Origin of the sequence: Halomonas kalidii (assembly GCF_030010475.1) — a bacterium.
Lineage (GTDB): Bacteria > Pseudomonadota > Gammaproteobacteria > Pseudomonadales > Halomonadaceae > Halomonas > Halomonas heilongjiangensis.
Map to the genome: position 1 here is coordinate 12,446 of NZ_JASCQN010000053.1, position 26,386 is coordinate 38,831.

23 protein-coding genes are annotated in these 26,386 nt (G+C 68.2%); 18 read left to right on the top strand and 5 right to left on the bottom strand.

Going from position 1 to position 26,386, the window contains the following annotated elements:
- Nucleotides 1-31 precede the first annotated feature (31 nt).
- Together QLQ85_RS20395 and QLQ85_RS20400 are read right to left on the bottom strand one after the other, a co-directional pair.
- The gene (locus tag QLQ85_RS20395) at nt 32-256 is read right to left on the bottom strand and encodes a hypothetical protein (protein WP_282740676.1); all 225 of its coding nucleotides are present in this window, start codon (nt 254-256) and stop codon (nt 32-34) included.
- A 64-nt stretch (nt 257-320) separates the two neighbouring features.
- Nucleotides 321-1,499: a Gfo/Idh/MocA family protein gene (locus tag QLQ85_RS20400; RefSeq protein ID WP_282740677.1), complete on the bottom strand. Its 1,179-nt coding sequence runs from the start codon at nt 1,497-1,499 to the stop codon at nt 321-323.
- A 240-nt stretch (nt 1,500-1,739) separates the two neighbouring features.
- Here QLQ85_RS20400 and QLQ85_RS20405 point away from each other — a divergent pair, with 240 nt between their 5' ends.
- The 4 genes from QLQ85_RS20405 to QLQ85_RS20420 all read left to right on the top strand — a co-directional run bounded on the left by QLQ85_RS20405 (nt 1,740) and on the right by QLQ85_RS20420 (nt 5,724).
- Nucleotides 1,740-2,744: a LacI family DNA-binding transcriptional regulator gene (locus tag QLQ85_RS20405; RefSeq protein WP_282740678.1), complete on the top strand. Its 1,005-nt coding sequence runs from the start codon at nt 1,740-1,742 to the stop codon at nt 2,742-2,744.
- Nucleotides 2,745-2,868: 124 nt separating this feature from the next.
- Complete coding sequence (locus tag QLQ85_RS20410) at nt 2,869-3,879, top strand: DctP family TRAP transporter solute-binding subunit (protein ID WP_282740679.1); 1,011 nt, start codon at nt 2,869-2,871, stop codon at nt 3,877-3,879.
- 71 nt (nt 3,880-3,950) lie between these two features.
- Nucleotides 3,951-4,430, top strand: a complete 480-nt coding sequence (locus tag QLQ85_RS20415; RefSeq protein ID WP_282740680.1) for a TRAP transporter small permease — start codon at nt 3,951-3,953, stop codon at nt 4,428-4,430.
- Complete coding sequence (locus tag QLQ85_RS20420) at nt 4,420-5,724, top strand: TRAP transporter large permease (RefSeq protein WP_282740681.1); 1,305 nt, start codon at nt 4,420-4,422, stop codon at nt 5,722-5,724. Before QLQ85_RS20415 ends, QLQ85_RS20420 begins: the two co-directional genes overlap by 11 nt.
- A gap of 3 nt (nt 5,725-5,727) precedes the next feature.
- Here QLQ85_RS20420 and QLQ85_RS20425 read toward each other — a convergent pair whose 3' ends face one another.
- Complete coding sequence (locus QLQ85_RS20425) at nt 5,728-6,249, bottom strand: macro domain-containing protein (protein ID WP_282740682.1); 522 nt, start codon at nt 6,247-6,249, stop codon at nt 5,728-5,730.
- 302 nt (nt 6,250-6,551) lie between these two features.
- On the opposite strand from QLQ85_RS20425, the gene QLQ85_RS20430 reads away from it, so the two are divergent.
- From QLQ85_RS20430 to QLQ85_RS20465, 8 genes are all read left to right on the top strand, one after another.
- Entirely contained in the window at nt 6,552-7,940 is a 1,389-nt protein-coding gene (locus tag QLQ85_RS20430) for a KamA family radical SAM protein (RefSeq protein ID WP_282740683.1), read from the top strand.
- Between the two features lie 227 nt (nt 7,941-8,167).
- Entirely contained in the window at nt 8,168-9,160 is a 993-nt protein-coding gene (locus QLQ85_RS20435) for a TAXI family TRAP transporter solute-binding subunit (RefSeq protein ID WP_282740684.1), read from the top strand.
- A 130-nt stretch (nt 9,161-9,290) separates the two neighbouring features.
- On the top strand, nt 9,291-11,885 hold the full coding sequence (locus QLQ85_RS20440; protein WP_282740685.1) for a TRAP transporter permease: 2,595 nt from the start codon (nt 9,291-9,293) through the stop codon (nt 11,883-11,885).
- 11 nt (nt 11,886-11,896) lie between these two features.
- The gene (locus tag QLQ85_RS20445) at nt 11,897-12,325 is read left to right on the top strand and encodes a universal stress protein (protein ID WP_282721943.1); all 429 of its coding nucleotides are present in this window, start codon (nt 11,897-11,899) and stop codon (nt 12,323-12,325) included.
- A 346-nt stretch (nt 12,326-12,671) separates the two neighbouring features.
- Nucleotides 12,672-13,499 (top strand): DUF2189 domain-containing protein, encoded by an 828-nt coding sequence (locus QLQ85_RS20450; RefSeq protein ID WP_282721942.1) that lies wholly within the window; start codon nt 12,672-12,674, stop codon nt 13,497-13,499.
- A gap of 105 nt (nt 13,500-13,604) precedes the next feature.
- Nucleotides 13,605-14,123: a lysozyme inhibitor LprI family protein gene (locus tag QLQ85_RS20455; RefSeq protein WP_282740686.1), complete on the top strand. Its 519-nt coding sequence runs from the start codon at nt 13,605-13,607 to the stop codon at nt 14,121-14,123.
- A 91-nt stretch (nt 14,124-14,214) separates the two neighbouring features.
- Nucleotides 14,215-14,733 (top strand): molybdopterin-dependent oxidoreductase, encoded by a 519-nt coding sequence (locus QLQ85_RS20460; RefSeq protein ID WP_282740687.1) that lies wholly within the window; start codon nt 14,215-14,217, stop codon nt 14,731-14,733.
- Between the two features lie 35 nt (nt 14,734-14,768).
- Nucleotides 14,769-16,937 (top strand): ATP-binding protein, encoded by a 2,169-nt coding sequence (locus tag QLQ85_RS20465; RefSeq protein WP_282740688.1) that lies wholly within the window; start codon nt 14,769-14,771, stop codon nt 16,935-16,937.
- A 22-nt stretch (nt 16,938-16,959) separates the two neighbouring features.
- Here QLQ85_RS20465 and cra read toward each other — a convergent pair whose 3' ends face one another.
- Nucleotides 16,960-17,964 (bottom strand): catabolite repressor/activator, encoded by a 1,005-nt coding sequence (gene cra, locus QLQ85_RS20470; RefSeq protein WP_282721938.1) that lies wholly within the window; start codon nt 17,962-17,964, stop codon nt 16,960-16,962.
- Nucleotides 17,965-18,183: 219 nt separating this feature from the next.
- On the opposite strand from cra, the gene ptsP reads away from it, so the two are divergent.
- Genes ptsP through QLQ85_RS20485 form a run of 3 tightly spaced genes read left to right on the top strand, consistent with a single transcriptional unit; the run spans nt 18,184 to nt 23,797 of the window.
- Nucleotides 18,184-21,078 carry a phosphoenolpyruvate--protein phosphotransferase gene (gene ptsP / locus QLQ85_RS20475; protein WP_282740689.1) on the top strand — a complete coding sequence of 965 codons (2,895 nt, stop codon included), beginning with the start codon at nt 18,184-18,186 and terminating at the stop codon, nt 21,076-21,078.
- Complete coding sequence (gene pfkB / locus QLQ85_RS20480; protein ID WP_282740690.1) at nt 21,078-22,052, top strand: 1-phosphofructokinase; 975 nt, start codon at nt 21,078-21,080, stop codon at nt 22,050-22,052. Before ptsP ends, pfkB begins: the two co-directional genes overlap by 1 nt.
- Nucleotides 22,049-23,797, top strand: coding sequence for a PTS fructose-like transporter subunit IIB (locus QLQ85_RS20485; RefSeq protein ID WP_282740691.1), 1,749 nt, complete (start codon nt 22,049-22,051; stop codon nt 23,795-23,797). The genes pfkB and QLQ85_RS20485 overlap by 4 nt, the downstream gene beginning before the upstream one ends.
- A gap of 72 nt (nt 23,798-23,869) precedes the next feature.
- Here QLQ85_RS20485 and QLQ85_RS20490 read toward each other — a convergent pair whose 3' ends face one another.
- Nucleotides 23,870-24,283, bottom strand: a complete 414-nt coding sequence (locus tag QLQ85_RS20490; protein ID WP_282740692.1) for a hypothetical protein — start codon at nt 24,281-24,283, stop codon at nt 23,870-23,872.
- Nucleotides 24,284-24,677: 394 nt separating this feature from the next.
- On the opposite strand from QLQ85_RS20490, the gene pqqA reads away from it, so the two are divergent.
- From pqqA to pqqC, 3 genes are all read left to right on the top strand, one after another.
- Nucleotides 24,678-24,749 (top strand): pyrroloquinoline quinone precursor peptide PqqA, encoded by a 72-nt coding sequence (gene pqqA / locus QLQ85_RS20495; RefSeq protein WP_102629406.1) that lies wholly within the window; start codon nt 24,678-24,680, stop codon nt 24,747-24,749.
- A gap of 83 nt (nt 24,750-24,832) precedes the next feature.
- Nucleotides 24,833-25,762, top strand: a complete 930-nt coding sequence (pqqB, locus tag QLQ85_RS20500) for a pyrroloquinoline quinone biosynthesis protein PqqB (protein WP_282740693.1) — start codon at nt 24,833-24,835, stop codon at nt 25,760-25,762.
- A 22-nt stretch (nt 25,763-25,784) separates the two neighbouring features.
- A partial coding sequence (pqqC, locus tag QLQ85_RS20505) for a pyrroloquinoline-quinone synthase PqqC (protein WP_282740694.1) occupies nt 25,785-26,386 on the top strand: 602 nt, incomplete at its 3' end.

Here is a 26,386-nt window from a genome sequence, read left to right on the forward strand (position 1 = left end):
GTCGGTCGGTAGCAATCGGGGCTTCAGGATATCAGTTCGGCAGGGTCGCTTCGCGAGGCGTTGCTGGCCCCGGGAGCTGGCAAATGGATGCCGACAGGTACAAGTTGCGGTCCTTGAGCAGCCGCAGGGTATCGGGGCCCAGCACCTCCTCGATGCCCACGGGGCCGTCGACCTTGGGTGAGGTGGCCGTCAGGCGGAAGCTGTAGACGCCCAGCGCCAGCGGGCGATTCCGTCGAGACTGTCGAAGGGGGCTCATCGCCGATGAACTGGGCCAGGAAGATCGCCGGCCCCTGGATGCCGCGTGTCGTGCGGTGCATGAATCAGGCTCCTGTCGAGTCGGTGTCGGGCAGCGACGTCCACTTCCGCTCGCTGGCCTGGCTGGCGATGACGGCCTCGATGAAGGCCATGCCGCGCAGCCCCGAGGCCATGCCGGGCACGCCCTCGACGTCCCCCTGGTCGCCGCGGCGGATCGCGGCGGCGAAGTCGCGGTAGAGGTTGCCCAGCGCTTCCAGGTAGCCCTCCGGGTGGCCGCCGGGCAGGCGTAGCCGCTGCATGGCCGCCGGGCAGAGCTCGGGCTGGTCGATGCCGGCACGCAGGATGCGCATCGGTGCCTGGTGGGGGCGGTGGAGCAGGCTGTTGGGTTCCATCTGCTGCCACTCGAGCGCGCCCAGGTCGCCGTAGAGGCGAATCTTCAGGGCGTTCTCCTCGCGGGTGCTGACCTGGCTGGCGATCAGGGTGCCGGTGGCGCCCTCGGCGGTGCGCAGCAACACGTCGCCGTCGTCGTCCAGGCGACGCCCCTCGGCGTGGCTGCTCAGGGCGGCGCACAGCTCGCCGATCCGCTGGCCCGAGACGAACTCGGCGAGACCGAAGGCGTGGGTGCCGATATCGGCCATGCAGCCGCTGGCGCCGGCCTGGGCGGGGTCGGTGCGCCAGCCGGCCTGTTTGTTGTCCTGGTGTTCCAGGCGTTCGCCCAGCCAGCCCTGGGGGTACTCGACGTGCATCTTGCGCAGGGCGCCGAGCCGGCCCTCGCGCACCATCTCCCGGGCCTGCCACACCATGGGATAGCCGAGGTAGGTATGCGCCAGGCCGTACAGGCGACCGCTGGCCTGCCAGGTGCGAGCCAGGTGCTGGGCCTCGCGCAGCGACAGCGCGGCGGGTTTCTCCGAAAACACATGGAAGCCCGCCTGCAGGGCCGCCTCGGCGATGGGCACGTGCAGGTGGTTGGGGGTGGCGATCACCAGCAGCTGCATGCGCTGGTCCGCCGGACGCCGGCGCTCGCTTTCGAGCAGCTGTTGCCAGTCGGCGTAGGTCCGCTCGGGGGGCAGGCCGCACTGGGCACCGCTGTGCTGGTTGTTGTCCGGCATGCGGCTGAAGGCGCCGCAGACCAGTTCGAACTCGCCGTCCAGGGCCGCCGCCAGGCGATGCACCCGGCCGATGAAGGCACCTTGGCCGCCGCCGACCATGCCCAGGCGTAGGCGGGTATGAGGAGTGGTGGGCATTCGCGAGCTCCAATGCTGTGAGTGGGAAACAAGGGAGGTTGTTGAATCGTGATGTAACCGGTTACATTGGTTGTTCAAGCTAGAGAGTGCGGGAGTGGGCGTCAATCATACGAAGGTCTTGCACAGGCTGGCCGGTGCGCATCGCGAACTCAGCGCACCGCGCTGAGTTCGCGGCTCGAATGCGCTAAGCTGAGGCCTTTCCCGGGGCAGGCAAGGCGGTGAACGGATGGCAGAGAACCCATGACCAATATCCGCAAGGTCGCCGAGCTGGCGGGCGTTTCCGTCGCCACGGTGTCGCGCACCCTGAAGTCGCCGGACATCGTCTCGCCGACGACCCGCGACAGGGTCCTGCAGGCCGTCAACGAAGCGGGCTACAAGCCCAACCTGATGGCGGTCCAGTTCCGCTCGCGTCGCACCCATAACCTGGTGGTCCTGGTACCGACCATCGCCAATACCTTCTTCGCCCGGGTCATCAGCGGGATTCAGGAGGAGGCACAGCAACGGGGCTATGGCGTACTGCTATGCAACACACTCGGCCGCGAGGCAACGGAGACCATGTACGCGAGCCTGGTGACGACCCGCCAGGCCGATGGCGTCATCCAGCTGCGCGCCTGTAATCCGTTCCCCGCCGACGCCTTCGCGCCGGGAGCACCGCTGCCGATGGTCAATGCCTGCGAGGTGCTCGACGACGCTCCCTGCCTGACCATCAGGCTCGATAACCGCGAGGCGGCGCGGACCGTCACCGAGCATCTGATCGGTCTGGGGCATCGGCGCATCGGCATGATCAAGGGGCCGCGCCGCAGCCCGCTGACCCGCGATCGCCAGGCGGGCTATCACGACGCCCTGGAGGCCGCCGGCATTGCCCTCGACGAGAGCCTGCTGTGCCCCGGTGACTTCACGCCGCAGTCGGGGTACGAGGCTGCCGGCACGCTGATCACACGGGATGATCCGCCTACCGCGATCTTCTGCGAGAGCGACGAGATGGCCATCGGCGCCATCAGTCGCATCAAGCAGGCCGGCCTGTCGGTGCCCGGGGATATCTCGGTGGCGGGGTTCGACGATATCGCCTTCGCCTCCTACAGCGATCCGCCGCTGACCACCATTGCCCAGCCGGCCGAAGCCTTCGGCCGGCAGGCGGTCGCCATGCTGATCGATGTCCTGGAGGAACGAGCTCGCGACATCCAGCATGTGGTGCTGCCCCATGAACTGGTCATCCGGGGGAGTACGGCCACTGCAGCGGCATGATGCCCGGCCTTCCTTTCAACGCATATCGCTTTACAATGCAATGGGGAATTACGCGATTCCTCTTATACCAAGAAGTAGCCGGCTCCCCGTGGTGAAGCCCGGCACATCCATTCAAGGACACGCCATGAAGTCGACACGCCATTTCGCCAAGCTGGCCGCGGCCCTGGCCGGCGCCGCCGTGCTCACCGCCTCGCTCTCCGCCCAGGCCCGCGAGCTCTCCGTCTCCACCGTGCTCTCCGATGCCTTCCCCTGGGGGCAGGCGGCCGAGAAGTGGGCCGAGCTGGTCGAGGAGCGCACCGAGGGCCGCCTGACCCTGCGCGTCTACCCCAACTCCCAGCTGGTGGCCGGCGATCAGACCCGTGAATTCTCCGCCATGCGCTCGGGGCTGATCGACATGGCCGTGGGCTCGACCATCAACTGGTCGCCCCAGGTGCCGGAGCTCAACCTCTTCTCGTTGCCCTTCCTCATGCCCGACGAGGCGGCGGTGGATGCGGTCACCGGCGGCGAGGCCGGCGAGATGATCTTCGAAGCCATCGAGTCCCGTGGCGTGGTCCCGCTGGCCTGGGGCGAGAACGGCTTCCGCCAGCTCTCCAACTCCCGTGGGCCGATCGGCGAGCCGGGTGACCTCGACGGCCTGAAGATCCGCGTGGTCGGCTCGCCGCTGTTCCAGGACACCTTCAACGCCCTGGGCGCGGACCCGACCCAGATGAGCTGGACCGACGCCCAGCCGGCGCTGACCACCGGCGCGGTGGACGGCCAGGAGAACCCGCTCTCGGTGTTCGACGTGGCGCGTATCGACCAGGTGGGCCAGGAGTACCTGACCCTGTGGAACTACATGAACGACCCGCTGATCTTCGCCGTGAACCAGCGCGTCTGGGAGTCGCTGGACGAGGCCGACCGCGAGATCCTGCGCGAGACCGCCGTCGAGGCCGGGGAGTGGGAGATCGCCATGACCCGCGAGGAGGAGAGCGCGCGGCTGGCCGACATTCAGGAGCGCGGCGTCAACGTCACCGAGCTGACCGACGACCAGCACCAGGCCTTCGTCGACGCGACCCGCGAGGTGCATGACAAGTGGATTCCGCGCATCGGCGAAGAGATCGTCGAGGCGGCCCGGGCGGCCATCGACGGACGCTGACGCCCGAGCGGGTCGCGCCGTCCCCATGCCGCCCCTGCTCGCAGGGGCGGCATCATCTTTGAGAGGTGGTCATGAAGGCTTCCCCCGATGCCCGCCCGGAGCGCTGGCTGTCATCCCTGGCCCTGGTGGTCATCGCGTTGATCAGCCTGGGCAATGTGGTGACACGCTATGTCACCGGCGGCTCCCTGGCCTTCACCGAGGAGTTCTCGGTGTTCCTGCTGGTGGTGTTGACCTTCGCCGGCGCCTCGGTGGCGCTGCGGCGCAATGGCCATATCCGTATCGGTCTGCTGGAGCGGGCCCTGCCCGAGGCGCCGAGGAAGGCGTTGATCGCCTTTCAATGGCTCTGCGGTGCCATCGTGCTGGGCCTGATCACCTGGTTCGGCGCCAGGCTGACCTGGGAGGAGTACCAGTGGGAGTCGTTGTCGCCGGGGCTGGGGCTGCCCCAGTGGTGGTATATCGTCTGGCTGCCGGTGCTCTCGGCGGCCATGCTGGTGCGCCAGACCCAGCAGACCCTCGATCGCCTGAGCGGGAGGCTCGAGGATGAGCCCTGACCTGTGGATGATCCTGGCCTTTGCCGGGCTCTTGATCGCCGGGGTGCCGGTGGCCTTCTCGCTCGGGCTGGCCGGTGCCGTGGGTATCGTGGCGGGGCTCTCGCCCGGCATGCTGGCGACGCTGGGCACCAACACCTACAACAGCATCGCCAAGTATCCGTTGATCGCGATCCCGCTGTTCATCCTTACCGGGCTGGTCTTCGAGCGCTCGGGGGTGGCGCTGCGCCTGGTGCGCTTCGCCCAGGCGCTGATCGGCCCGCGCCATGGCGGGCTCGCCCTGGTGGCGGTGCTGGTCTGCATGATCATGGGCGGCATGAGCGGCTCGGGGCCGGCCGACGCCGCGGCGGTGGCCATGGTGATGCTGCCGAGCATGACCAGGGCCGGTTATCCCAAGCCCTTCTCGGCCACGCTGATCGCCGCCTCGGCCTCCACGGCGATCCTGATTCCGCCGTCGGTGGCCTTGATTCTCTACTCCATCGTGGTGCCGGGTGTCGACCTGCGGGCACTGTTCGCCGCCGGGCTCTTTCCGGGCATCCTGGCCGGGCTGGCGCTGCTGGTGCCGGCGCTACTGGTCTCGAAGCGCTTCGGTTGGGAAGGCGGTACCCCGCTGGAGGGGGCCGAGCGGCCGAGGGTGGGGGAGAGCTTCAAGCAGGCACTGCCGGCGCTGTTCGCTCCGGTGCTGATCCTCGGCGGGCTGCGCTCGGGGCTCTTCACGCCCACCGAGGCCGCCGTGGTGGCGGTGACCTACGGCGTGCTGGTGGGGCTCTTCCTGACCCGCGAGATCGGGCTCAAGGACCTCTGGGGGCTGTTCGGCGAGGCGGCGGTGATCTCCGGGGTGGTGATGCTGATCATCGCCCTGGCGGGCATCTTCGCCTGGGCCGGCACCATGCTCGGCACCTTCCGCGACATGGCCGAGTGGATCATCGGGCTCTCCGACAACGGCGTGATGCTGCTGATCCTGATCATGCTCGCGGTGCTCGCCGCCGGCATGCTGCTCGATGCCATCTCCATCTACCTGATCCTGATGCCGATCCTGATCCCGGTGATGCAGCATTTCGAGTGGAACCCGGTGTGGTTCGGGATCCTGCTGGCGATGAACATCGCCATCGGCCAGTTCACGCCACCGGTAGCGGTCAACCTGATGGTGACCACCGAGGTGGCCCGGATCCGCCTGGAGCAGACCGTGGGCTGGGCACTGCTGTTCGTGGCGGCCATGGCCTGCGCCCTGGCGCTCGTCGCGGTCTTTCCCGGGATCGCGCTGTGGTTGCCGCGGGTGCTCGGCTACAACGTATAGCCCCTACCCCTGTTGCAAGGCCAGCAGGGTGCGCTGGTGCAGCTCGGTGCTGGCGGCGTCGAACAACACGAAGCGCACCCGCTCGATGCCGGGGCACTCGGGGAGCGTCCTGATCACCGTGGCAAGCGCGAGGCGGGCGGCCTCGGTGGCGGGGTAGCCGAAGGCGCCGGCGGAGATCGCCGGGAAGGCGACCGAGGCGATGCCTTCACGCTCGGCCAGCAGCAGGGCCTGGCGGTAGCAGGCGGCGAGCAACTCGTCGGAGGGTTCGTCGACCCCGTAGACCGGCCCCAGGCAGTGGATCACATGGCGGTTGGGTAGCCGGTGGGCACCGGTGATCACCGCCTGGCCGGGCTGGATGGGCGCCAGGGGCCGGCACTCTTCCTCGAGGCCTGGACCCGCGGCGCGGTGCAGGGCCCCGGCCACGCCCCCGCCGATGCGCAGCTCGGCATTGGCGGCATTGACCACGGCATCGATATCCGGCTGGTGGGCGATATCGCCCTGGATGCACTCGAGGGTCGCGCTCATCGTCTCCTTCCTCCCGGTGGAACCTGTTGCTTCAGTCTGGCGCCAACGATGCCGGGGCATCAAGGTCGTGGGGTCCTCCCCTGACGCGCCGTCATGAATGGTTCGTTGCGTTTTGTCTTCCTTTTCGCGACATTCGTTGCAAATCGGCGCAGAAACTTGCAAGGCGCCGGCCAGGCCTGTACCAATGACCACCCCCAGAACAACTCACGGTGCGCCGGTCCTCGACCGGCGCCACGGCTGTGCTCAGCCGTCGCGCAGGCGTCTCCCCGAGCCGTGCGAGACTACCAAGAGGAGGAGGTGGCATGAACCAGCGAGTGAACATCGAGCTCGGCAATCACGAGGCCGAGGCCTTCGAGGCCCGTCCGTTCAAGGTCTACACCCATCGCCAGCTGGACAGGATCGAGGCGATTCAGGGCCTGCCTGACGACCTGCGTTTCGACATGCGGGTCGTCAGCCAGGTGCTGCCGTTTCGCGTCAACGACTACGTGATCGAGGAGCTGATCGACTGGAACAATATCCCCGAGGATCCGGTCTTCCAGCTCACCTTTCCCCAGCGGGGCATGCTCAGGCCCGAGCACTTCGACGAGGTCGCCGCGCTGATGCGCCGCAAGGCGACGGCGGCCGAGATGAAGCCGGTGATCGAGCGCATTCGCAGTGAGCTCAACCCCCATCCGGCGGGGCAGATGGACCTCAACCTGCCGCTGCTCGATGGCGAGCCGCTGCCCGGCATGCAGCACAAGTATCGCGAGACGGTGCTGTTCTTCCCCAGCCAGGGGCAGGTCTGCCACAGCTATTGCACCTTCTGCTTCCGCTGGGCGCAGTTCGTCGGCGACAAGGACCTGAAGTTCGCCGCAAGCGAAGCGACATCGCTGCATCGCTACCTCGCCGAGCACACCGAGGTCACCGACCTGCTGATGACCGGCGGCGACCCCATGGTGATGAAGGCCAAGCACCTGCGCCAGTACCTGGAGGGGCTGATGGCGGCGGAGCTGGACCATGTCCAGGACATTCGCATCGGTACCAAGAGCCTGACCTTCTGGCCCTATCGCTTCGTCACCGACCCCGACGCCGAAGAGGTTCTAGAGCTGTTCCGTGAGCTGGTGCAGGCGGGCAAGCACGTCGCCTTCATGGCGCACTTCAACCACTGGAAGGAGATGGACACCCCCATCTGCCGCGAGGCGATCCGCCGCATCCGGGCCACCGGGGCCGAGATCCGTACCCAGGCACCCTTGCTCCGCCACATCAACGACGATGCCGGACAGTGGGCCAGAATGTGGACCACCCAGGTGCGCCTGGGGATGATCCCCTACTACATGTTCGTCGAACGCGACACCGGCGCCCGCCACTACTTCGAGGTGCCGCTGGTGCGTGCCTGGGAGCTCTACCGCGAGGCGATGAAGCAGGTGCCGGGCCTGGCGCGTACGGCGCGTGGGCCCTCCATGTCCGCCGACCCGGGCAAGGTGGAGATCCAGGGCGTCACCGAGATCAAGGGCGAGAAGGTCTTCGTGCTGCGCTTTATCCAGGGCCGCGACAGCGACTGGGTGCAGCGTCCGTTCTTCGCGAAGTACGACGAGGCCGCCACCTGGCTCAACCACCTGGAACCGGCGCTCGGCGAGAGCGAGTTCTTCTATGAGGCCGAGTTCGCGGCCATGAAGGACGAGAAGCAGGCGCTGATCATGAAGGCATCCTGAGAGGCGTGGGGAGACCGCGTCTGCCCGGGGATGGCGAGCCTCGGGCTGGGAAAATTAACGTTCCCTAAACGTTGGTGGGGACTAGACTTTGGCTATGCCGTAAAAAAGGTCTCATCAAGCAGGCGCTTTTTTCGCTAAAGTAGAAGAGGGCGGTCAAACCGTCGGCGGTTACCTTCACCGGGCTGCCAACCGAAAAACGCTTGTCCACAACGTCAAGAGGTGTGTTCATGAAACGCCACGCTTTCTCCGCTGCTGCCTTTTCCGGCGCACTGCTGGGTGCCGCGATGTTCTCTGCGCCAGCCATGGCTCAGGATGAGGAGCAGTTCATCACCATCGGCACCGGCGGCCAGACCGGGGTCTACTACGTGGTGGGCCAGTCCGTCTGTCGCCTGGTCAATCGCGGCAGCGATGACCATGGTATCCGCTGCAACGCGCCCTCCACCGGCGGCTCCGTGGCCAACATCAACGGCATCAAGTCCGGCGAGCTGGACATGGGGGTGGCCCAGTCCGACGTCCAGTACCAGGCCTACAACGGTACCGGCAACTTCGAAGGAGAGGCCTACGAGGATCTGCGCGCGGTGTTCAAGATCCACGGTGAGCCGCTGACCGTGCTGGCACGGGCCGATTCCGGCATCGAGTCGCTCGGGGATCTCGAGGGCAAGCGGGTCAATATCGGTAACCCGGGCTCCGGCCAGCGCAACACCATGGAAGTGGTGATGGGAGCAATGGGCTGGGACAAGAGTAGCTTCTCCCGTGCCGAGGAGCTCGAGGCCGCCGAGCAGGCCGCCGCGCTGTCCGACAACAACATCGATGCCATGGTCTATGTGGTGGGCCACCCCAACGGCTCCATCCAGGAGGCGACCACCACCGTGGACTCGCGGCTGGTGCCCATCGACGGCGAGGAGATCGACGCCCTGATCGAGGAGTATCCCTACTACTCCAAGGCGGTGATTCCGGGCGGCCTCTACGAGGGCAACGACGAGGACGTCAACACCTTCGGCGTCTCCGCCACCCTGGTGAGCAGCGCCAGTGTCGACGAGGACGTGGTCTACGCGGCCGTCAAGACGGTGTTCGAGAACTTCGACCGCTTCAAGCGCCTGCACCCGGCCTTCGAGAACCTCAACGAGGAAGAGATGATCTCCGAGGGGCTCTCCGCACCGCTGCATGACGGTGCCAAGCGCTACTACGTGGAGCGTGGCTGGATGGACGAGGACGAGTGATGATACGCCTGGGGGCGTGATTCTCCCTCGTTGATGTGATGCGCGGCCATCCCGGCGGAGGCCGCGCATCTTGGTTCTGAAGGATGTCGAGTCAGTGGGCTCGCTCCTGGTTCTTCGCAAGGACATCGCCATGACCCAAGAGACATCGTCCCGCCCGTCCTCCGATGCGGAGCTCGAAGAGCTGGTCGCCTCCTCCGACAGCGGCTCGCGCAAGCCATTGGGCATGCCGGGCAAGCTGCTCGTCGGTGTGGCGGCGGCCTGGTCGCTGTTTCAGTTGTGGATCGCTTCACCGCTGCCCTTCATTCTCGGCTTCGGTGCCGTAAATGCTACCCAGGCGCGCTCGATCCACCTGGCCTTCGCCCTGTTCCTGGCCTACACCGCCTATCCGGCGCTCAAGCGTTCGCCGCGCGACCGCGTCCCGCTGCAGGACTGGGTGCTGGCCCTGGCCGCCGCCGCCTGCGCTTCCTATATTTTCCTGTTCTACGCCGAGCTCTCCACCCGGCCCGGGGCCCCCATCCTCCAGGACGTGATCGTCGGCGTGGCGGGCATCCTGCTGCTGCTGGAGGCGACACGCCGGGCCCTGGGGCCGCCGCTGATGATCGTCGCCTCCATCTTCATCATCTACTCCCTGGCTGGCCCCTACATGCCGGGCATCCTCGCCCACCGTGGCGTCAGCCTCTACGGCCTGATCAACCACCAATGGCTGACCACCCAGGGGGTGTTCGGTATCGCGCTGGGGGTGTCGACCAGCTTCGTGTTCCTGTTCGTGCTGTTCGGCGCCCTGCTCGACAAGGCCGGGGCCGGCAACTACTTCATCAAGGTGGCCTTCTCGCTGCTGGGGCACTACAAGGGCGGTCCCGCCAAGGCCGCCGTGGTGGCCTCCGGCATGACCGGCCTGATCTCCGGTTCCTCCATCGCCAACGTGGTCACCACCGGCACCTTCACCATTCCGATGATGAAGCGGGTCGGGTTTTCCGCCGAGAAGGCCGGGGCGGTGGAGGTGGCGTCCTCGGTCAACGGTCAGATCATGCCGCCGGTGATGGGGGCCGCGGCCTTCCTGATGGTCGAGTTCATCGGCATCTCCTATGTGGAGGTCATCAAGCACGCCTTCCTGCCGGCGCTGATCTCCTATATTGCGTTGATCTATATCGTTCACCTCGAGGCCCTCAAGGCCGACATGCAGGGGCTGCCCACCAGCAATCCCTACAAGCCCTGGCTGCACAAGGTAGTCGGTTTCCTGGCCGGCCTGCTGCTGCTGATGGGCCTCTCCTTCGCCGTCTACTATGGTCTCGGCTGGCTCAAGCCGCTCCTCGGCGAGGCGACTGTCTGGCTAGTGGGTGTCGTACTGGTGGTCGTCTACGTGGTGCTGATCCGCCTGGGGGCGGGCTATCCCGAGCTTGAGCTCGACGACCCCAACTCGCCGGTGGTCAAGCTGCCCCAGACCCGGCCCACGGTGATGGTCGGGCTGCACTATATCCTGCCGGTGATCGTACTGGTCTGGTGCCTGATGGTGGAGCGCCTGTCGCCCGGACTCTCGGCCTTCTGGGCCACGGTGTTCATGATCTTCATCCTCCTCACCCAGCGGCCGATCATCGCGCTGTTCCGCGGCCACAGCCGGATTGCCGAGGACATCAAGGAAGGCTTCGTCGACTTGTGGAACGGCCTGGTCACCGGTGCCCGCAACATGATCGGCATCGGCATCGCCACGGCCACCGCCGGCATCATCGTCGGGGCGGTGTCACAGACCGGCGTGGGCCTGGTACTGGCCGACGTGGTCGAGATCCTCTCCATGGGCAACCTGTTGCTGATCCTGCTGTTCACCGCGGTGCTCAGCCTGATCCTCGGCATGGGGTTGCCCACCACCGCCAACTACATCGTGGTATCGGCGCTGCTGGCGCCGGTGATCGTCCAGCTCGGTGAGCAGAGCGGCCTGCTGGTGCCGCTGATCGCCGTGCACCTGTTCGTGTTCTATTTCGGCATCATGGCCGATGTCACGCCACCGGTAGGGTTGGCGTCGTTCGCGGCGGCGGCGGTTTCCGGAGGGGACCCCATCCGCACCGGCTTCCAGGCCTTCTACTACAGCCTGCGCACCGCCGCGTTGCCGTTCCTGTTCATCTTCAACACCGACCTGCTGCTCATCGATGTCACCTTCCTGCAGGGCATCCTGGTCTTCGTGGTGGCGACCATCGCCATGTTGATCTTCGCCGCGGCGACCCAGGGGTTCATGATCGCCCGCAACCGCTGGTACGAGAGTATCCTGCTGCTGCTGGTGGCCTTCACCCTGTTCCGGCCCGCTTTCTGGATGGACCGTATCGATCCGCCCTACGAGACGCTGCCCGGCAGCCAGTTCGAGGAGGTCCTCGGCCAGGCGGAGGTAGGCGCCGACTTGAAGCTGCGTATGCGCATCGAGGACGATTTTGGCGACCCGCTCGAAACCTTCATGCTGGTGTCGGTGCCGGAAGGTGAGGATGGCGAGGAGCGGCTGGCCAATCTGGGCCTGGAAGTGTTTGTCGAGGAGGACCGCACCATCGTCGACATGGTCGAGTTCGGCAGTCCGGCCGACGACCTGAACTTCGACTTCGACCAGGAGATCCTCGCGGTGCAGACGCCGGTGGATCGCATGGCGAAGGAGTGGATGTGGATCCTGGCCCTGGGCGTCTTCGCCTTGGTGGTCATGCTGCAGCGGCGTCGACGTGACCGTCAGGCCGCCACGGCCTCTAGCTGAAGGAGAGCGTCATGTATAGCAAGATCCTGTTGCCGGTGGACCTCAACGAGGAGGCGTCCTGGACCAAGGCGCTGCCCACGGCCTTGACCCTCTGCCGCACCTTTGGTGCCACGCTGCATGTGGTGACGGTGCTGCCGGACTACCGTATGCCGCTGGTGGGCTCCTACTTCCCCGAGGACTTCGCCGAGAAGGCCCACGAGGCGCTGTCGGAGGCGCAGCACAAGTTCATCGAAGAGCACGTGCCGGATGACATCGAGGCGCAGAGCGTGATCGTCGACGGTTCGCCCTGGGAGGCGATCATCAAGGCGGCGAAGAAGCTCGAGGTCGACCTGATCGTCATGGCCTCCCACAACAAGCGCAAGTTCGCCGATTACGTGCTCGGCCCGAATGCCGAGCACGTGGTGCATCATACGAAGATATCGGTGATGATCGTGAGGTAAGCGCTGGCGCCTGCCCCGCAATCGCAATGCCCCCGGTCGCAGGTCGGGGGCGTTTTCGTCTCGGCAGCGACAACGGCCGGCTCGGTCGAGCGCCGGGTTCCCCTCGTGGCAGGCCGAGTCGCCGGCCAGGCCTCGTCGGCCGGGTCGACATCCCGAGTTCACGTCGAATCGGCGCCGCGTTGCGTTGGCCAGCGAGACTGCAGAGTTGCACACGGTCAACTACATTGAAGCTGTACTAATGAAGAGGGCGGCACCCCGGCGCAGGCCGGATGTTGCCAGACCGCGGCCCGACCTCGACGGGCCGTGATCGAAGTAAGCTGTTTAGGCGGAATACAGGGGTGAAACCATGAATGCGGCACCGACAAAAGCACACGACAAGGCTGCAGCGCCCAGGGTCAAGATCACCATCAACCCGGTGGGCATGGACCGGCCCCGGGCCTGGTTGGCGGCGGGTTTCGAGGATTTCCGCCAGGCCACGGCTGTCAGTCTGGCCTATGGCATGTTCTGGGTGGGGCTGAGTATCGCCATCACCGCCGGGGCCCTGACACTCGATCTCTGGCACTGGCTATTGCCGCTGGTGGCCGGCTTCATGTTCATGGGGCCGATGGTCGCCGTGGGGTCCTACGGCATCAGCAAGGCCCTGGAGGCCAATCGCGCCCCGCACCTGGGTGACGCCTTCGGTGCCTGGCGTCCCCACGCCGGTCAGTTGGCGATGATGGGCGTGATGATGATGATCTTCTTCCTCGCCTGGATCCGCCTGGCAACCCTGCTGTTCGCTCTCTTCTTCGGCTTCGAGGTGCCCAGCCCGACGACCCTCTACGCCTCGCTGCTGACCACGCCCGAAGGGCTGGGCATGATCGCGGTGGGAACCGTGATCGGTGGCGTCCTGGCCTTTGGTGCCTTCACCATCAGCGTGGTGGCGATTCCGACCCTGATGGACCAGGACCTGACGTTCATGGAGGGCATCGAGGCGAGCGTGCGCTCGGTGGCTCGCAACTTCCGCCCCATGCTGCTGTGGGCCGCGATCCTCACCGGATGCGTGCTGGTCGGGGTGATGACCTTCTATATCGGCCTGGCCTTGATCCTGCCGGTGCTCGGGCATGCCAGTTGGCACGCCTACGAGGAGCTGGTGCGTATCGACCCGGTGGAGGGAGCCGAGGAACTGCACAGCTGATCGACCGGGAGCGGCGCCGGAAGGGCGCGTGCCCTGTCAGCCGGGCTTATGCCGGGGGGGGGGGCGTTCATCGCCCCCGCCGTTCCAGTGCCGTCGGAAGCCGCTATGCCCCTACCGTATCTCGCCTCGCCTTGCGCTCTCCGTTTCTCGGGCCTGTTGGCTCTCGGCCTGCTGGCCATGCCGGTGCTCGCGGAGCGCACCCAGATGCCGTCTACGCTGGCCAGTCACCCCATCGCGCATCAGCTCGATGGCTGCATGGAGGAGGGCGAGTGGCTTCCCGAGGCGATGCTGGCCTGTGCCGAGGCCGCCGAGTCGCAGTGGCGGGCCGAGGTCGAGCGACTCACGGCGCGCCTGGCCAGTGTGCTCGGTGGCGAGGCACGGGAAGCGCTGGAGGCGAGTGACCAGGCCTGGCAGGACAGCCGCGACACCGACCTGGCCTTCGTCATGGCCTACCATGCCCAGCTCGAGGAGGCCGAGCTCGGCGACCCCGAGCTGATTCCGCTGTCGCGACAGTTGCACCGCAATGCCGTGCTCGAGGTGCGCGTCGCTCGTCTGCAGCGTTTCCTGGATGGCCTGGAAGCGATCCACGAGCCGGCCCCCACGGAGGAAGGGACCCTTCCCTGAGCGCAGCCCCATGCCGTGGACGTCCACCTGACCTTTGCCCGCCAATCGCGTAGTCTTGGCGGCATCCGCTTGTTCGTACAGGATCGATTTCATGCATCAGAGAGTCACGCCGGGTGTCCCGTTCGGCTTGATCGTCATCCTCCTGCTGGCCTCGCTCCCGGCCGTCGCCTCCTCACTGCCACCGCCCACCGGGGAGGTCATCCTGACCGTCAGCGGTGACATCGACCATCCCAACGTGGGCGCTGAGGCGCATTTCGACCGCGACATGCTGATGACCCTGTCGCCGATGGTGATAGAGACGCGCACGCCCTGGCACAAAGGCCCGGGTCGCTACGAAGGCCCGTTGTTCAGAGCGGTACTGGAGGCCGCCGGTGCCCAGGGGGATCAGGTGCGGGTCCGGGCGCTGAACGATTACGAAGCCGAGATTCCCGTCTCCGACCTGTACGACTATGACGTCATCCTGGCCATGACGCGCAACGGTGAGGAGATGGCCATCCGCGACTTCGGGCCGCTGTTCGTGCTCTATCCTTTCGATGACCATCCCGAACTGCTCACCGAGACGATCCGTTTCCGCTCGGTCTGGCAGGTGGGGCGCCTGCATGTGCCCTGACGCCCGGGTGGGCTGAGCCCCGGATGCTCTCGTCGATGCACTATCCCCTGCGTCTGAAGCTGGGTGCCGTGGCGGCACTGCTGTTCTTTGCCGCCGCCCTGGTGGTGGTCGGGCTGGTCTCCTGGCGACACGACGGCCTGGCCCAGAGCGTGGGGGGCGACGCGGCCTGGCACGCCTACAAGCTCGACCGCGACACGGTGCAGCTGCGCAACTACCTGGCGCAGCCGGACCCCACCCTGGAGCAGCTGAAGCTGCACTTCGAGCTGCTCTACAGCCGTCTCACCCTGCTGCGCGGCGGGGACATCACCGAACTGATCGAGACCATCCCCGTGGCCCGCCGCCTGGTGGACGAGATCGAGGGGCGCCTCGAGGCACTGGATGCCGATATCGCGCGAGTGGAGCGCCTGGACAGCGAGGCCCGGCTCACCCTGGACCGGCAGCTCGAGGCCCTGGGCGGTCCTACCGAGCGGCTGATCATCGCCATCAACGGTCACCTGGCCGATACGAGCACTCGTGAGCGGGAGCAGTTGCGGACGCTCTACGCGCTGCTGCTGGCGCTGATCCTGGCGATGAGCATCGCGGCGCTGCTAGTGGTGATCTTCCTGTTCCGCGAGGCCCGCGACAACGCCGCCGCCCGACGGACTCTCGAGGCACTGAGCCGTGAACTCGAGGCCACCGCACGCAGTGCCGAATCGGCCAGTCAGGCCAAGTCGGAGTTCCTCGCCACGGTCAGCCACGAGATCCGCACGCCGCTCAATGGGGTGATCGGCATGAGCGACCTGCTGCTCGACCAGCCGCTCGAGGCGCGCGCCCGCCACTATGCCGCCACCATCCACGACAGCGCCGGTCTGCTGCTGGAACTGATCAACGACCTGCTCGACTTCTCGAAGATCGAGGCCGGCCGTCTGGAACTGGAGGCTCGTCCGCTGGAGCTCGCCGAGCTTGCCGACGGCGTGGTGGCGCTGTTTAGCCACCGCGCCGAGGCCCGTGGCGTGCAACTCGTCAGCCGCCTGGATCCCGAGCTGCCGGCCCGGGTGATCAGCGACCCGGGCCGCCTGCGCCAGGTGCTGTTGAACCTGCTCTCCAACGCGGTCAAGTTCACCTCCGAGGGCGAGATCAGGCTCGAGGTGTCGGCCTGTGAGGCGGATCGGATTCGCTTCGAGGTGATCGATTCCGGCTGCGGGATCGAGCCGGCCCAGTTGGCTCGGCTGTTCGAGCCCTTCCAGCAGGGAGATGCCTCCACCGCGCGTCACTTCGGCGGCACCGGTCTTGGCCTGGCGATCTGTCGCCGTCTGGTGGAGGCCATGGGCGGGCAGATCGGCGTGGAGAGCGAGCCCGGTACGGGCAGCCGTTTCTGGTTCACGCTGCCGCTGGTGGCGGCGCCTGTCGAGCCCCTGCGGGTGGTCGGCGAGGCGTCGGCGCCGTGCCCCATGCATCTCGACGAGGCACGCCTGCTGGTGGTCGAGGACAACCCGGTGAACCAGCAGGTGGCGGTGGCGATGCTCGAGCGCCTCGGCTGCCGGGTCAGCGTCGTCGAGCGCGGCGCCGATGCCCTGGAGCGGGTGGCCCGGGAGCGCTTCGACCTGATCTTCATGGATGTCCAGATGCCCGACATGGATGGCCTGGAGGTCACCCGGCGCCTGCGCAAGCGCGGCGGCTGGTCGGCCGAGGTCCCGATCGTGGCGATGACGGCCGGAGGTCCCGGTGGCGAGCAGGCCCGCTGCCTGGCGGCGGGCATGAGCGGCTATCTGACCAAGCCGCTGTTCCAGGATGCCCTGGTGGCGATACTGCACCGGCACCTGAAGCATGTCGGCACGACACCCGTCAGGCCGCAGGGGGCCAGTGAGCCGGTCTCCGCCGATCAGCTACTCGACCCGACCACGCTGGCGGCGCTGCGCGAGAACCTCGGGAAAGAGGGCCTGGCCGCGCTGGTGGCACTATACCGTCACCAGGCCATCGACCGCCTGGCGGCGCTGGAGCAGGCCGTGGCGGAGGATGCCGCGGAGCGTGTCCGGGGGCTGGCCCATCAGCTGAAGGGCGAGTCGGCGAGCCTGGGAGCGGTGAAGGTCGCCGGCCTCTCCCTGCGCCTGGAGCACATGGGCCGGGACGGGCGGCTGGGGGAGGCCGATAGCGTCCTGGGCGCCCTGCGTGGTTGCCTGACGACCACGCTCTCGGCCCTGGAGGCCTGGTCGCCCGCCGCCTGAGAGCGAGTCGCCGGAAGAGGGGTCAGCCGGCCGGGGCCGCGCGTTCCGGCAGCCGCCACCTGAGGGTTCGCGCGATGACCTGCTGCCCCGGGCGGTATTCGCCTCGCGTAGCCGCCAGGGCGCAGGTCAGGGCTGCGCTGGCGATGCGATCGTGGTCCTGTACCGCCGAGTTGACCGGCAGTGGCAGGAAGTCGAGCAGGCGATTGTCACCGAAGGTGGCCAGGCGCAGCGCCTGGGGCAGGCCGCCATCCTCCAGCAGCACGTCGAAGATCCCGTCGAGCAGGGTGTAGGAGGCGGAGACCAGGGCATCGGGCAGGCCGTGGCGGTCGAGCAGGTCGCGCATCAGTCGTGCCCCCTCGACGCGGTCGTAACGCTCGGCCGCGGCGGTGATCACCTCGGCACGGCTGCCGGCCAGCGCCTGCTGGAAGCCGGCGCGGCGTTCCTGGCTGATCGACAGTTGCGGCACGGCGTCGAGCCAGGCGATACGTTTCACGTCGTCATCGAGCACCGAGCGGGTCAATCGTTCGGCGGCCTGCCGGTCGTTGCTGACCACGCTGGCGAAGTGCCGTGGATCGAAGCCGCGGTCCACCGCCACCACCGGCAGGCCATCGGCCATCAGCTCGCGATAGAAGGGATCCTCCATCGGCAGGCAACTGGCGGTGATCAGCACCTCGCAGCGCTGGGCGCGCAGCGCCAGGGCCAGCTCCCGCTCGCTCTCCGGCCGGTCGTCGGAGCCGACGATCAGCAGCTGGTAGCCTCGCTCCCGGGCACCGCGCTCCAGACGCTTGGCCAGTCGTGCATAACTGACGTTTTCCAGATCGGGAATGATCAGCCCCAGGATACGGCTGGTCCCGCGACGCAGCGAGGCGGCCTGGGCGTCGACCCGGTAGCGGTGCTCACGCACCACCGCCATCACCCGGTCGACGGTCTCCTGGCTGATGCGCCGCTCCTGGGCCTTGCCGTTGATCACATAACTGGCCGTGGTGCGAGAGACCCCGGCCAGGTGGGCGATTTCAGCGAGTGTCATGGGAACCTCTGTTGGGGACGGTGGACATTCTAAGCCAAGGGCCGGATATCCTGCCCCCTGCCAAAGTCGTAGACATCGAAGCTTGCCAAATAGTATGAATCGATCCAGCATTGAAATCATTGTAGGTGACACGATTCAGCCGACAGGATTCCCGGAAGCCCCGGAAGGTTGAGCGACAGGCGATCGACGCCACGTCACCCCAGCGTACAGGAGCCCCCCATGTTGACCCTACGCCAGGAAGACATCCTGCTCGACTGCCGAGCCGACGACTGGCGAACGGCGCTGGAGCGAGCCGCCGAGGCCCTGTGTCGGGCCGGCCTGGTCGCGCCCGGCTACCATGATGGCCTGCTCGACCGCGAGGCCCAGTCCTCCACCTTCCTCGGCAACGCCATCGCCATTCCCCACGGCACTCCCGAGAGCCGTCAGCACGTGCGCCGCACCGGCGTTCGCGTGCTGCAGTTTCCGGCCGGGGTGGAGTGGCACGACGGCAACCGTGTCCATGTCCTGGTGACCATCGCCGCCCAGAGCGACGAGCACCTGGACATCCTGCGTCAGCTGACCCATGTGCTGGACCGCGAGGGGGTGGCCGAACGCCTGGCCGCCGCCGACTCCGCCGGCGAGATCGCCGGGCTGCTGTCGAAGGCGGTGGTCGAGGCGCGTCTCGATGCCGACACCCTCTGTCTCGGCTTTCCCGCCCGCGACGCCCACGAGCTGGCGCTGGCGGGCGCCGCCCGGCTGCGCCAGGCCGGCTGCGTGGGCAACGACTTCGTCGCCGCCGTGGCCGCGCGCACGCCCCTGGGGCTTGGCCAGGGGCTGTGGCTGGTCAGCAGCGAGCGTGGCGTCGAGACGCCGGCGCTGTCGCTGGCCACTCCCGCCTCGACCCTGGAGCAGGATGGCGAGGCGGTGGCCGGGGTCTTCTGTCTGGCCGCCCGGGAAGATGCCCATCGCGGTCTGCTGGAACGCATCCTCGGCCTGCTGGAGAACGGGGCGGCGGGCGAACTGCGCGAGGCCGATGTCGCCACCGTGCTGGCGCGGCTCGCCGGGGAATCCGCGGTGGCCACGACCCGGCGCGCCCGAGTACTCAACGCCCATGGCCTGCATGCCCGCCCGGCCAAGCAGCTGGTGCAGGTGGCGCGTGCCCAGGGGCTGGCGATCCGCGTGCGCCTCGCCGAGGGCGGTGGCGAGGCGGTCTCGGCCACCAGCCTGACCAAGGTGATCGGCCTGGGCGCCCGGCGTGGTCAGCCACTGGTGTTCTCCGCCGAGGGGGAGGGCGCCGACCGGGCGCTGGAGGCGGTCTGCAACGCCGTGGCCGAGGGTCTCGGCGAGCGGGTGCTGCCCTTCGACGAGAGCCGCGAGCGCGTCGCCCGGGACGCGGCGGTGCCGGCCCCGGAGCCGTTGCCAGCCGATACGCCCCACACCGCGGTGGCCGCCTCGCCGGGCCTGGCCATCGCCCCGGTCTTCGTGCTGCGCACGCCACGCTTCGACTATCCCGAGCGGGCGTCGGATCCCGGTGCCGAGGTGCATCGCCTCGAGCAGGCGATCCGCGAAGGGGCCGAGCAGCTCGAGGCCCTGGTGCAGCAGGCCCGTGGCGGTGAGGTGGCGCAGATCCTCTCCATGCATGAGGAGATGCTGGGCGACCCCGAGCTGTACCAGGCCGCGCGGGAGAGCATCGACGAGGGCGGTTCGGCCGAGGCCGCCTGGTGGGGCGCCATCGAGACCGCCGCCCACGCTCAGGAGATGCTCGCCGACCGCCTGCTGGCCGAGCGTGCCGCCGACCTGCGCGATGTCGGCCGCCGGGTGCTGGGCATTCTCTGTCGTGTCGAGGCACCCGAGCCGCCGGATCACCCCTATATCCTGGTGACCGATGACGTCGGGCCCTCCGATGTGGCGCGACTCGATACCTCCCGGGTGCGTGGCCTGCTCACCGCCCGTGGCGGGGCCACGGCACACAGCGCCATTCTCGCCCGGGCACTCGGCATTCCCGCCGTGGTCGGCGCCGGGCAGCGGGTGCTGACCCTCGAGAGCGGTACCGAGCTGATCCTCGACGGCGAGCGCGGGCGGGTCACCCCGACGCCCTCCGCCGAGCGTCGGCAGCGCGCCGAAGCGCGCCTGGTCGAGCGGCAGCGACGCGAGGCCGAGGCCTGGGATGCCCGCTTCGAGGAGGCGCGTACCCGCGACGGCCACCGGGTCGAGGTGGCGGCCAACCTGGGCAACACCGCCCACGCCGGCGATGCCGTCGAGCGTGGCGCCGAGGGCATCGGCCTGCTGCGCACCGAGTTCCTGTTCATGGCCCACGCCCAGGCACCGGATCTCGACACCCAGATCGACGAATACCGTGAGGCGCTGGAGGCCCTGGACGGCCGCCCGCTGGTGGCGCGCACCCTGGATGTCGGCGGCGACAAGCCGCTGCCCTACTGGCCGGTGCCCCGCGAGGACAACCCCTTCCTCGGCCTGCGCGGGATCCGCCTGGCATTGACCCGTCCCGAGGTGCTCGAGACCCAGCTGCGTGCCCTGCTGATGGCGGCTGCGCCCGCGGCGGGCCCTGGCCTGGAACGACAGGGCAAGCCGCTGCGCATCATGCTGCCGATGGTCAAGGATCTCGCCGAGTTCCGTGCCGCCAAGGCGATCTTTGACCGTCTGCTGGCCGAGATCCCCGAGGCCGAGCGCGCCAGCGACGTGCAGCTCGGGGTGATGATCGAGGTGCCCTCGGCGGCGCTGCTGGCGCCGAGCCTGGCCGCCGAGGTGGACTTCTTCTCGGTGGGCACCAACGACCTGACCCAGTACACCCTGGCCATCGACCGGGGGCACCCGGAACTCTCCGCCCAGGCCGACGGCCTGCACCCGGCGGTCCTCAGGCTGATCGAGATGACCGTCGCGGCCGCCCATGCCCACGGCAAGTGGGTGGGGGTGTGCGGCGAGCTGGCCAGTGACGCCGTCGCCGTGCCGGTACTGGTGGGCCTGGGCGTCGACGAGCTCTCGGTGAGTGCCCGTCAGGTACCGCTGGTCAAGGCGAGGCTGCGCGAGTTCGACCTCGCCGAGGCGCGTGGCCAGGCGGCACTGGCCCTGGCCCAGGCCACCAGCGAGGCGGTTCGCGACGCCCTGGAGGTGCGCTGATGGCCAGGATCCTCACCTTGACCCTCAACCCTGCCCTGGACCTGTCGGTGGGCCTGGATCGACTGGTGCCCGGCGCGGTCAACCGCACCCGCGAGACCCACCTCGAGGCGGCCGGCAAGGGCGTCAATGTGGCCCGGGTGCTGGCCAGCCTCGGCCATGAGCTCACGGTCTCGGGATTCCTCGGCGCCGACAACGACGGCCTCTTCCTGCGCGCCTTCGAGGCCCTGGGGGCCGAAGACGCCTTCATCCGGGTGCCCGGGGAGACCCGCATCAACGCCAAGGTCGCCGAGGCCGACGGACGGGTCACCGATATCAACGGCCCCGGTGCGGCCATCGCTGCCGAGGCCTGGCAGCAGTTGCTCGACTGGCTCGACGGCCGCGCCGCCGATCCCGGGCGCCGGCCCCAGGCGGTGGTGATCGCCGGCAGCCTGCCGCCGGGCATCTCGCCCACTGACCTCGCCGAGCTGGTCGCCCGCCTGCGGGGCGCCGGCCTGCCGGTCTGGGTCGATACCAGCGGCGCGGCGCTGACCGCCGCCATCGGGGCGCGTCCCACCGCGGTCAAGCCCAACGAGCACGAACTCGCCAGTTGGGCCGGACATCCACTGGAGTCGCCGCCGGCGCGGCTCCGGGCGGCGTTGCGGCTCTACGCCGCGGGGGTGGAGGAGGCGCTGCTTTCCGCCGGCCCCGAGGGCGTGCTCTGGGTCAGCCGTCGTGGCGCCTGGCAGGCGTTGCCGCCACGCCTCGACGTGGCCAGTACCGTGGGCGCCGGCGACACCCTGGTCGCCGCCATGTTGCACGGGGTGCTGTCGGGCCACCCGCCCGAGCAGGTCCTGCGACTGGCCACGGCACTCTCCGCCGAAGCGGTTCGCCACGTGGGCGTGGGCGATCCCCACGCGCCGGATTTCCCTCAACTCCAACAACAGACCCGCGTTCGGCGTCTCAACGACGTGGACGCAGGGGGAGCACTCGCATGAACGCCATCATCATCACCGCCTGCCCCAGTGGCATGGCCACCACCTTCCTCGCCGCCCGCCGGCTCGAACAGGCCGCCGAACGACTCGGCTGGCAGACCCACGTGGAGATGCACGGCGAGCTGCAACCGCTCACGCCGGTCACTGCCGAGGCCATCGCCGCCGCCGATCTGGTGGTGGTGGCCGCCGATCATGTGCCGGAGCCCCAGCGCTTTGCCGGCAAGCGGCTCTATCGCGCGGCCATCGACCAGGCGCTGCCCGATCCGCGCGCCTTCCTCGAGCGGGCCAGCCGCGAGGCCACCGAGTTCCAGCCGCCCATCGATGAGGCCCCGGCCGCACCGGCGGTCGCCGGTGGGGCCCGCAGGATCGTCGCCGTGACCGCCTGCCCGACGGGGGTCGCGCACACCTTCATGGCCGCCGAGGCGCTGAGCGAGGCGGGCAAGGCGCTGGGGCATGCGATCCGCGTGGAGACCCAGGGCTCGGTGGGGGCCCAGGACCAGCTCACCGAGGAGGAGATCGCCGCGGCGGACCTGGTGATCCTGGCCTGCGATATCGAGGTCGACCCGACCCGCTTCGCCGGCAAGCGCATCTACCGCACCTCCACCGGTAACGCCCTGAAGAAGCCGCGGCCGACCATCGAAGCCGCCCTGCAAGACGCCGAGGTCGAGGAGGCCGGTGCCCCGGCCAGGTCCGGCGGCGAGGCGCGCAAGAGCGTCAAGGAGAAGGGCGTCTACAAGCACCTGCTCACCGGGGTGTCGTTCATGCTGCCCATGGTGGTCGCAGGCGGCCTGTTGATCGCGCTCTCCTTCGTCTTCGGCATCGAGGCCTTCCAGGAAGAGGGCACGCTGGCCGCGGCGCTGATGCAGATCGGCGGCGGCACCGCCTTCACGCTGATGATCCCGGTGCTGGCCGGCTACATCGCCTACTCCATCGCCGACCGCCCCGGCATCGCCCCGGGCATGATCGGCGGCATGCTGGCGGCCAATATCGGTGCCGGCTTCATCGGCGGCATCCTGGCCGGCTTCCTGGCCGGCTACGTGGCCAAGGCGGTGGCCCAGCACGTCAAGCTGCCGTCGAGCGTCGAGTCGCTCAAGCCGATCCTGATCATCCCGCTGGTGGCGAGCCTGGTGACCGGCCTGGTGATGATCTACGTGGTGGGCGAGCCGGTGGCGGGTATCCTCTCGGCACTGACCACCTTCCTCGAGAACATGGGTTCCGCCAACGCCGTGCTGCTGGGCATCCTGCTGGGCTCCATGATGTGCTTCGACCTGGGCGGGCCGGTCAACAAGGCCGCCTACACCTTCGGCGTGGGCCTGCTGGCCTCCGAGACCTACGCGCCGATGGCGGCGATCATGGCCGCCGGCATGGTCCCGGCGATCGGCATGGGCATCGCCAGCTTCGTCGCCAAGTCGAAGTTCTCCGAGCCCGAGCGCGAGGCGGGCAAGGCGTCCTTTGTCCTCGGCTTGTGCTTCATCAGCGAGGGGGCCATTCCCTTCGCCGCCAAGGACCCGCTGCGGGTGATCCCGGCCTGCATCGCCGGCGGCGCGATCACCGGGGCCCTTTCCATGCTGGTCGGGGCCAAGCTGATGGCGCCCCACGGCGGCATCTTCGTGCTGCTGATCCCCAACGCCATCACCCCGGTGCTGCTGTATCTCGCCGCCATCGTGGTCGGCTCCCTGGTCACCGGCCTGGGCTACGCGGCGATCAAGCGTGGCGCCGCCCCAGTGGCGGTGAGCGCCAGCGTCTGAGCGCCGGCCGCTGCAACGAGACGCCCCCGGATCGCCAGGATCCGGGGGCGTCTGCGTTTGATGTCCCGGTGATCAGGCCCAGGCCGAGATCGCGTAGGCGGAGTCCTGGGCCTCTTCCAGCAGACGGCATTCGTTGCGCTTCTGTTCGATGAAGTGCTCGATCAGCGCCTCGAGTTCCGCCGTATGGCAGAACCTCACCAGCAGTTCGCTGAACTGACGCGAGTGGTGGGCGGCGGCCAGGGCATAGCCCAGGGCCTGGCAGGCCATGGCATCGTTGGCGATGAAGAGATGGAGCCGGTGGGCTTCCGGCAGCCGAAAGCGACGAGGCGGTTCGACCGGCAGGCAGTGGCGCAGTTGCAGGTGGTCGGCCAGTGCCGCCAGTGCGGCGAGGCGCTGTTCGCACTCGACCCCGATGGCGGCCATCAGCCGGCTCACTCGGGGACGTGTGGGCAGAAAGCTCAGGGCGAGACCGCGGTAGCGTTGCATCTCGCGGTACTCGTGGTCGTGAGCGAGGCGAAGTTGTTCATCCGTCGGGCAGGCGCGGGCAGTGCTTGTTGACGTGAGCGGTGGCACGGGTCTCTCTCCTCTTGTCACTCGGGCCTCTTCCGGGCTCCGTCACCCAAAGGTAGGCCCCCCGTGTCGTCCTCGCCCTTGATACAGGTCAACTTCTGCCTCCTGGCTCCCAAAGTATCAGAGGCGCTCATACCCACCGGCATGATGCGCCTCGTCCGGTGGGGTGAACCGCCAGGGTGCGCGATCTTCACGGGCACCAATGGACGAGCCAGACTCCTTCCAAAGTACCGGGTTTCGTTGGCGGCGAGGATGCTTAACTGTACCTGGCAGTTGCCAATGACGATCCGCCCATCACAGGAGCCTTCCCATGTGGACCAAGCCTAGCTATACCGACCTGCGCCTCGGCTTCGAGGTGACCCTCTACATCGCCAACCGCTGAGGGCCGTGGCGGGCCGGGTGCGTCCGAACGGCGCGTGCCGGGCCCGCTGGCCTCACCGAGCACGCGCCACCGGGAGATCACGCATGCAGATTCTGGTACTGGGGTCCGGGGCGGGTGGCGGCTTGCCGCAGTGGAACTGCAACTGCCCGAACTGTCGGGCCGCACGGCAGGGCGAGCCGACCGTTACGCCGCGTACCCAGTCGTCGATCGCGATCAGCAGCGACGGCGAACGCTGGTTGCTGTGCAATGCCTCGCCGGACATCCGTGCACAGCTCGCCGCCACTCCCGAATTGCATCCGCGCCGCGGGCTGCGCGACAGCGGCATCGTCGAGATACTGCTGGTGGACGCCCAGATCGATCACGTCACCGGGCTGCTGTCGCTGCGCGAGGGCTGCCCGCTGGATGTATGGTGCACGCCCGGCGTACATCATGACCTGAGCACCGGTTTTCCGCTGTTCCCGATGCTGCATCACTGGCAGGGAGGGCTGCGCTGGCAGCCGATCCGGCTCGACGGCGAGCATCGCCAGGCGGCGTTCACCGTGCCGAGCTGCCCCGGGCTGCGTTTCACCGCGGTGGCACTGGACAGCAATGCGCCGCCCTATTCGCCGCGTCGCGGCTCGCCCACCCCGGGCGATAACCTCGGGCTGTTCATCGAGGACGCCGCCGGCGGCGCCACGCTGTTCTATGCCCCGGGGCTTGGCCGGTTGACCGATGAGGTCCGCGGCTTCATGCGTCGGGCCGACTGCGTACTGGTCGATGGCACCCTGTGGCACGACGACGAGATGCAGCGGCTGGGGGTCGGGCAGTCGACGGGGGCGGAGATGGGCCACCTGGCGCTGGCCGGCGAGCGGGGCATGATCGCCGAGCTCGATGCCCTGCCCGCGGCCACCCGCCGCCTCCTCATCCATATCAACAATACCAACCCGATTCTCGACACGACCTCCGCCGAGCGGGCCACGCTCGATGCCCACGGCATCGAGGTCGCCTACGACGGCATGCGTCTGACGCTATGAATCCTACCGACGGGAGCCTGCCATGAGTGCGATCGCCGCCACGCCATCCGATGTCGCTCCGTTGCCGCCCGAGGCCTTCCGCGAGGCGCTGATGGCCAAGGGTGACTACTACCATATCCATCACCCCTACCAGGTCGACATGGCCGAGGGGCGCGCCACGCCCGAACAGATCCGTGGCTGGGTGGCCAACCGCTTCTACTACCAGGTGATGATTCCGCAGAAGGACGCCGCGCTGCTGGCCAACTGCCCCGACGCCGCCACCCGTCGGCGCTGGATCCAGCGGCTGCTCGACCACGACGGCCACGACGACGACGCCGGCGGCATCGAGGCCTGGCTGGCGCTGGGCGAGGCGGTGGGCCTGACCCGCGACGAGCTGTGGTCCCAGGAGCATGTGCTGCCGGGGGTGCGCTTTGCGGTGGACGCCTACGTCAACTTCGTGCGCCGTGCCAGTTGGCAGGAGGGGGCGATCTCCTCGTTGACCGAGCTGTTCGCCCCGAAGGCCCACCAGAGCCGGCTCGACACCTGGCCGATCCACTATCCATGGATCGACGAGGCCGGTTACGGCTACTTCCGCAAGCGGCTCAAGGAGGCGCGCCGCGACGTCGAGCACGGCCTGGAGGTGGC

Bases quoted from the DNA above. Each gene is read 5' to 3' on its own strand.
- QLQ85_RS20410 (WP_282740679.1), top strand. From the start codon at position 2,869: ATGAAGTCGACACGCCATTTCGCCAAGCTGGCCGCGGCCCTGGCCGGC.
- QLQ85_RS20455 (WP_282740686.1), top strand. From the start codon at position 13,605: ATGCCCCTACCGTATCTCGCCTCGCCTTGCGCTCTCCGTTTCTCGGGC.
- QLQ85_RS20440 (WP_282740685.1), top strand. From the start codon at position 9,291: ATGACCCAAGAGACATCGTCCCGCCCGTCCTCCGATGCGGAGCTCGAA.
- QLQ85_RS20425 (WP_282740682.1), bottom strand. From the start codon at position 6,249: ATGAGCGCGACCCTCGAGTGCATCCAGGGCGATATCGCCCACCAGCCG.
- QLQ85_RS20460 (WP_282740687.1), top strand. From the start codon at position 14,215: ATGCATCAGAGAGTCACGCCGGGTGTCCCGTTCGGCTTGATCGTCATC.
- QLQ85_RS20445 (WP_282721943.1), top strand. From the start codon at position 11,897: ATGTATAGCAAGATCCTGTTGCCGGTGGACCTCAACGAGGAGGCGTCC.
- QLQ85_RS20490 (WP_282740692.1), bottom strand. From the start codon at position 24,283: ATGCAACGCTACCGCGGTCTCGCCCTGAGCTTTCTGCCCACACGTCCC.
- QLQ85_RS20485 (WP_282740691.1), top strand. From the start codon at position 22,049: ATGAACGCCATCATCATCACCGCCTGCCCCAGTGGCATGGCCACCACC.
- QLQ85_RS20395 (WP_282740676.1), bottom strand. From the start codon at position 256: ATGAGCCCCCTTCGACAGTCTCGACGGAATCGCCCGCTGGCGCTGGGC.
- cra (WP_282721938.1), bottom strand. From the start codon at position 17,964: ATGACACTCGCTGAAATCGCCCACCTGGCCGGGGTCTCTCGCACCACG.
- QLQ85_RS20465 (WP_282740688.1), top strand. From the start codon at position 14,769: ATGCACTATCCCCTGCGTCTGAAGCTGGGTGCCGTGGCGGCACTGCTG.
- QLQ85_RS20405 (WP_282740678.1), top strand. From the start codon at position 1,740: ATGACCAATATCCGCAAGGTCGCCGAGCTGGCGGGCGTTTCCGTCGCC.
- QLQ85_RS20420 (WP_282740681.1), top strand. From the start codon at position 4,420: ATGAGCCCTGACCTGTGGATGATCCTGGCCTTTGCCGGGCTCTTGATC.
- QLQ85_RS20435 (WP_282740684.1), top strand. From the start codon at position 8,168: ATGAAACGCCACGCTTTCTCCGCTGCTGCCTTTTCCGGCGCACTGCTG.
- QLQ85_RS20400 (WP_282740677.1), bottom strand. From the start codon at position 1,499: ATGCCCACCACTCCTCATACCCGCCTACGCCTGGGCATGGTCGGCGGC.
- QLQ85_RS20415 (WP_282740680.1), top strand. From the start codon at position 3,951: ATGAAGGCTTCCCCCGATGCCCGCCCGGAGCGCTGGCTGTCATCCCTG.
- pqqB (WP_282740693.1), top strand. From the start codon at position 24,833: ATGCAGATTCTGGTACTGGGGTCCGGGGCGGGTGGCGGCTTGCCGCAG.
- pfkB (WP_282740690.1), top strand. From the start codon at position 21,078: ATGGCCAGGATCCTCACCTTGACCCTCAACCCTGCCCTGGACCTGTCG.
- QLQ85_RS20450 (WP_282721942.1), top strand. From the start codon at position 12,672: ATGAATGCGGCACCGACAAAAGCACACGACAAGGCTGCAGCGCCCAGG.
- QLQ85_RS20430 (WP_282740683.1), top strand. From the start codon at position 6,552: ATGAACCAGCGAGTGAACATCGAGCTCGGCAATCACGAGGCCGAGGCC.
- ptsP (WP_282740689.1), top strand. From the start codon at position 18,184: ATGTTGACCCTACGCCAGGAAGACATCCTGCTCGACTGCCGAGCCGAC.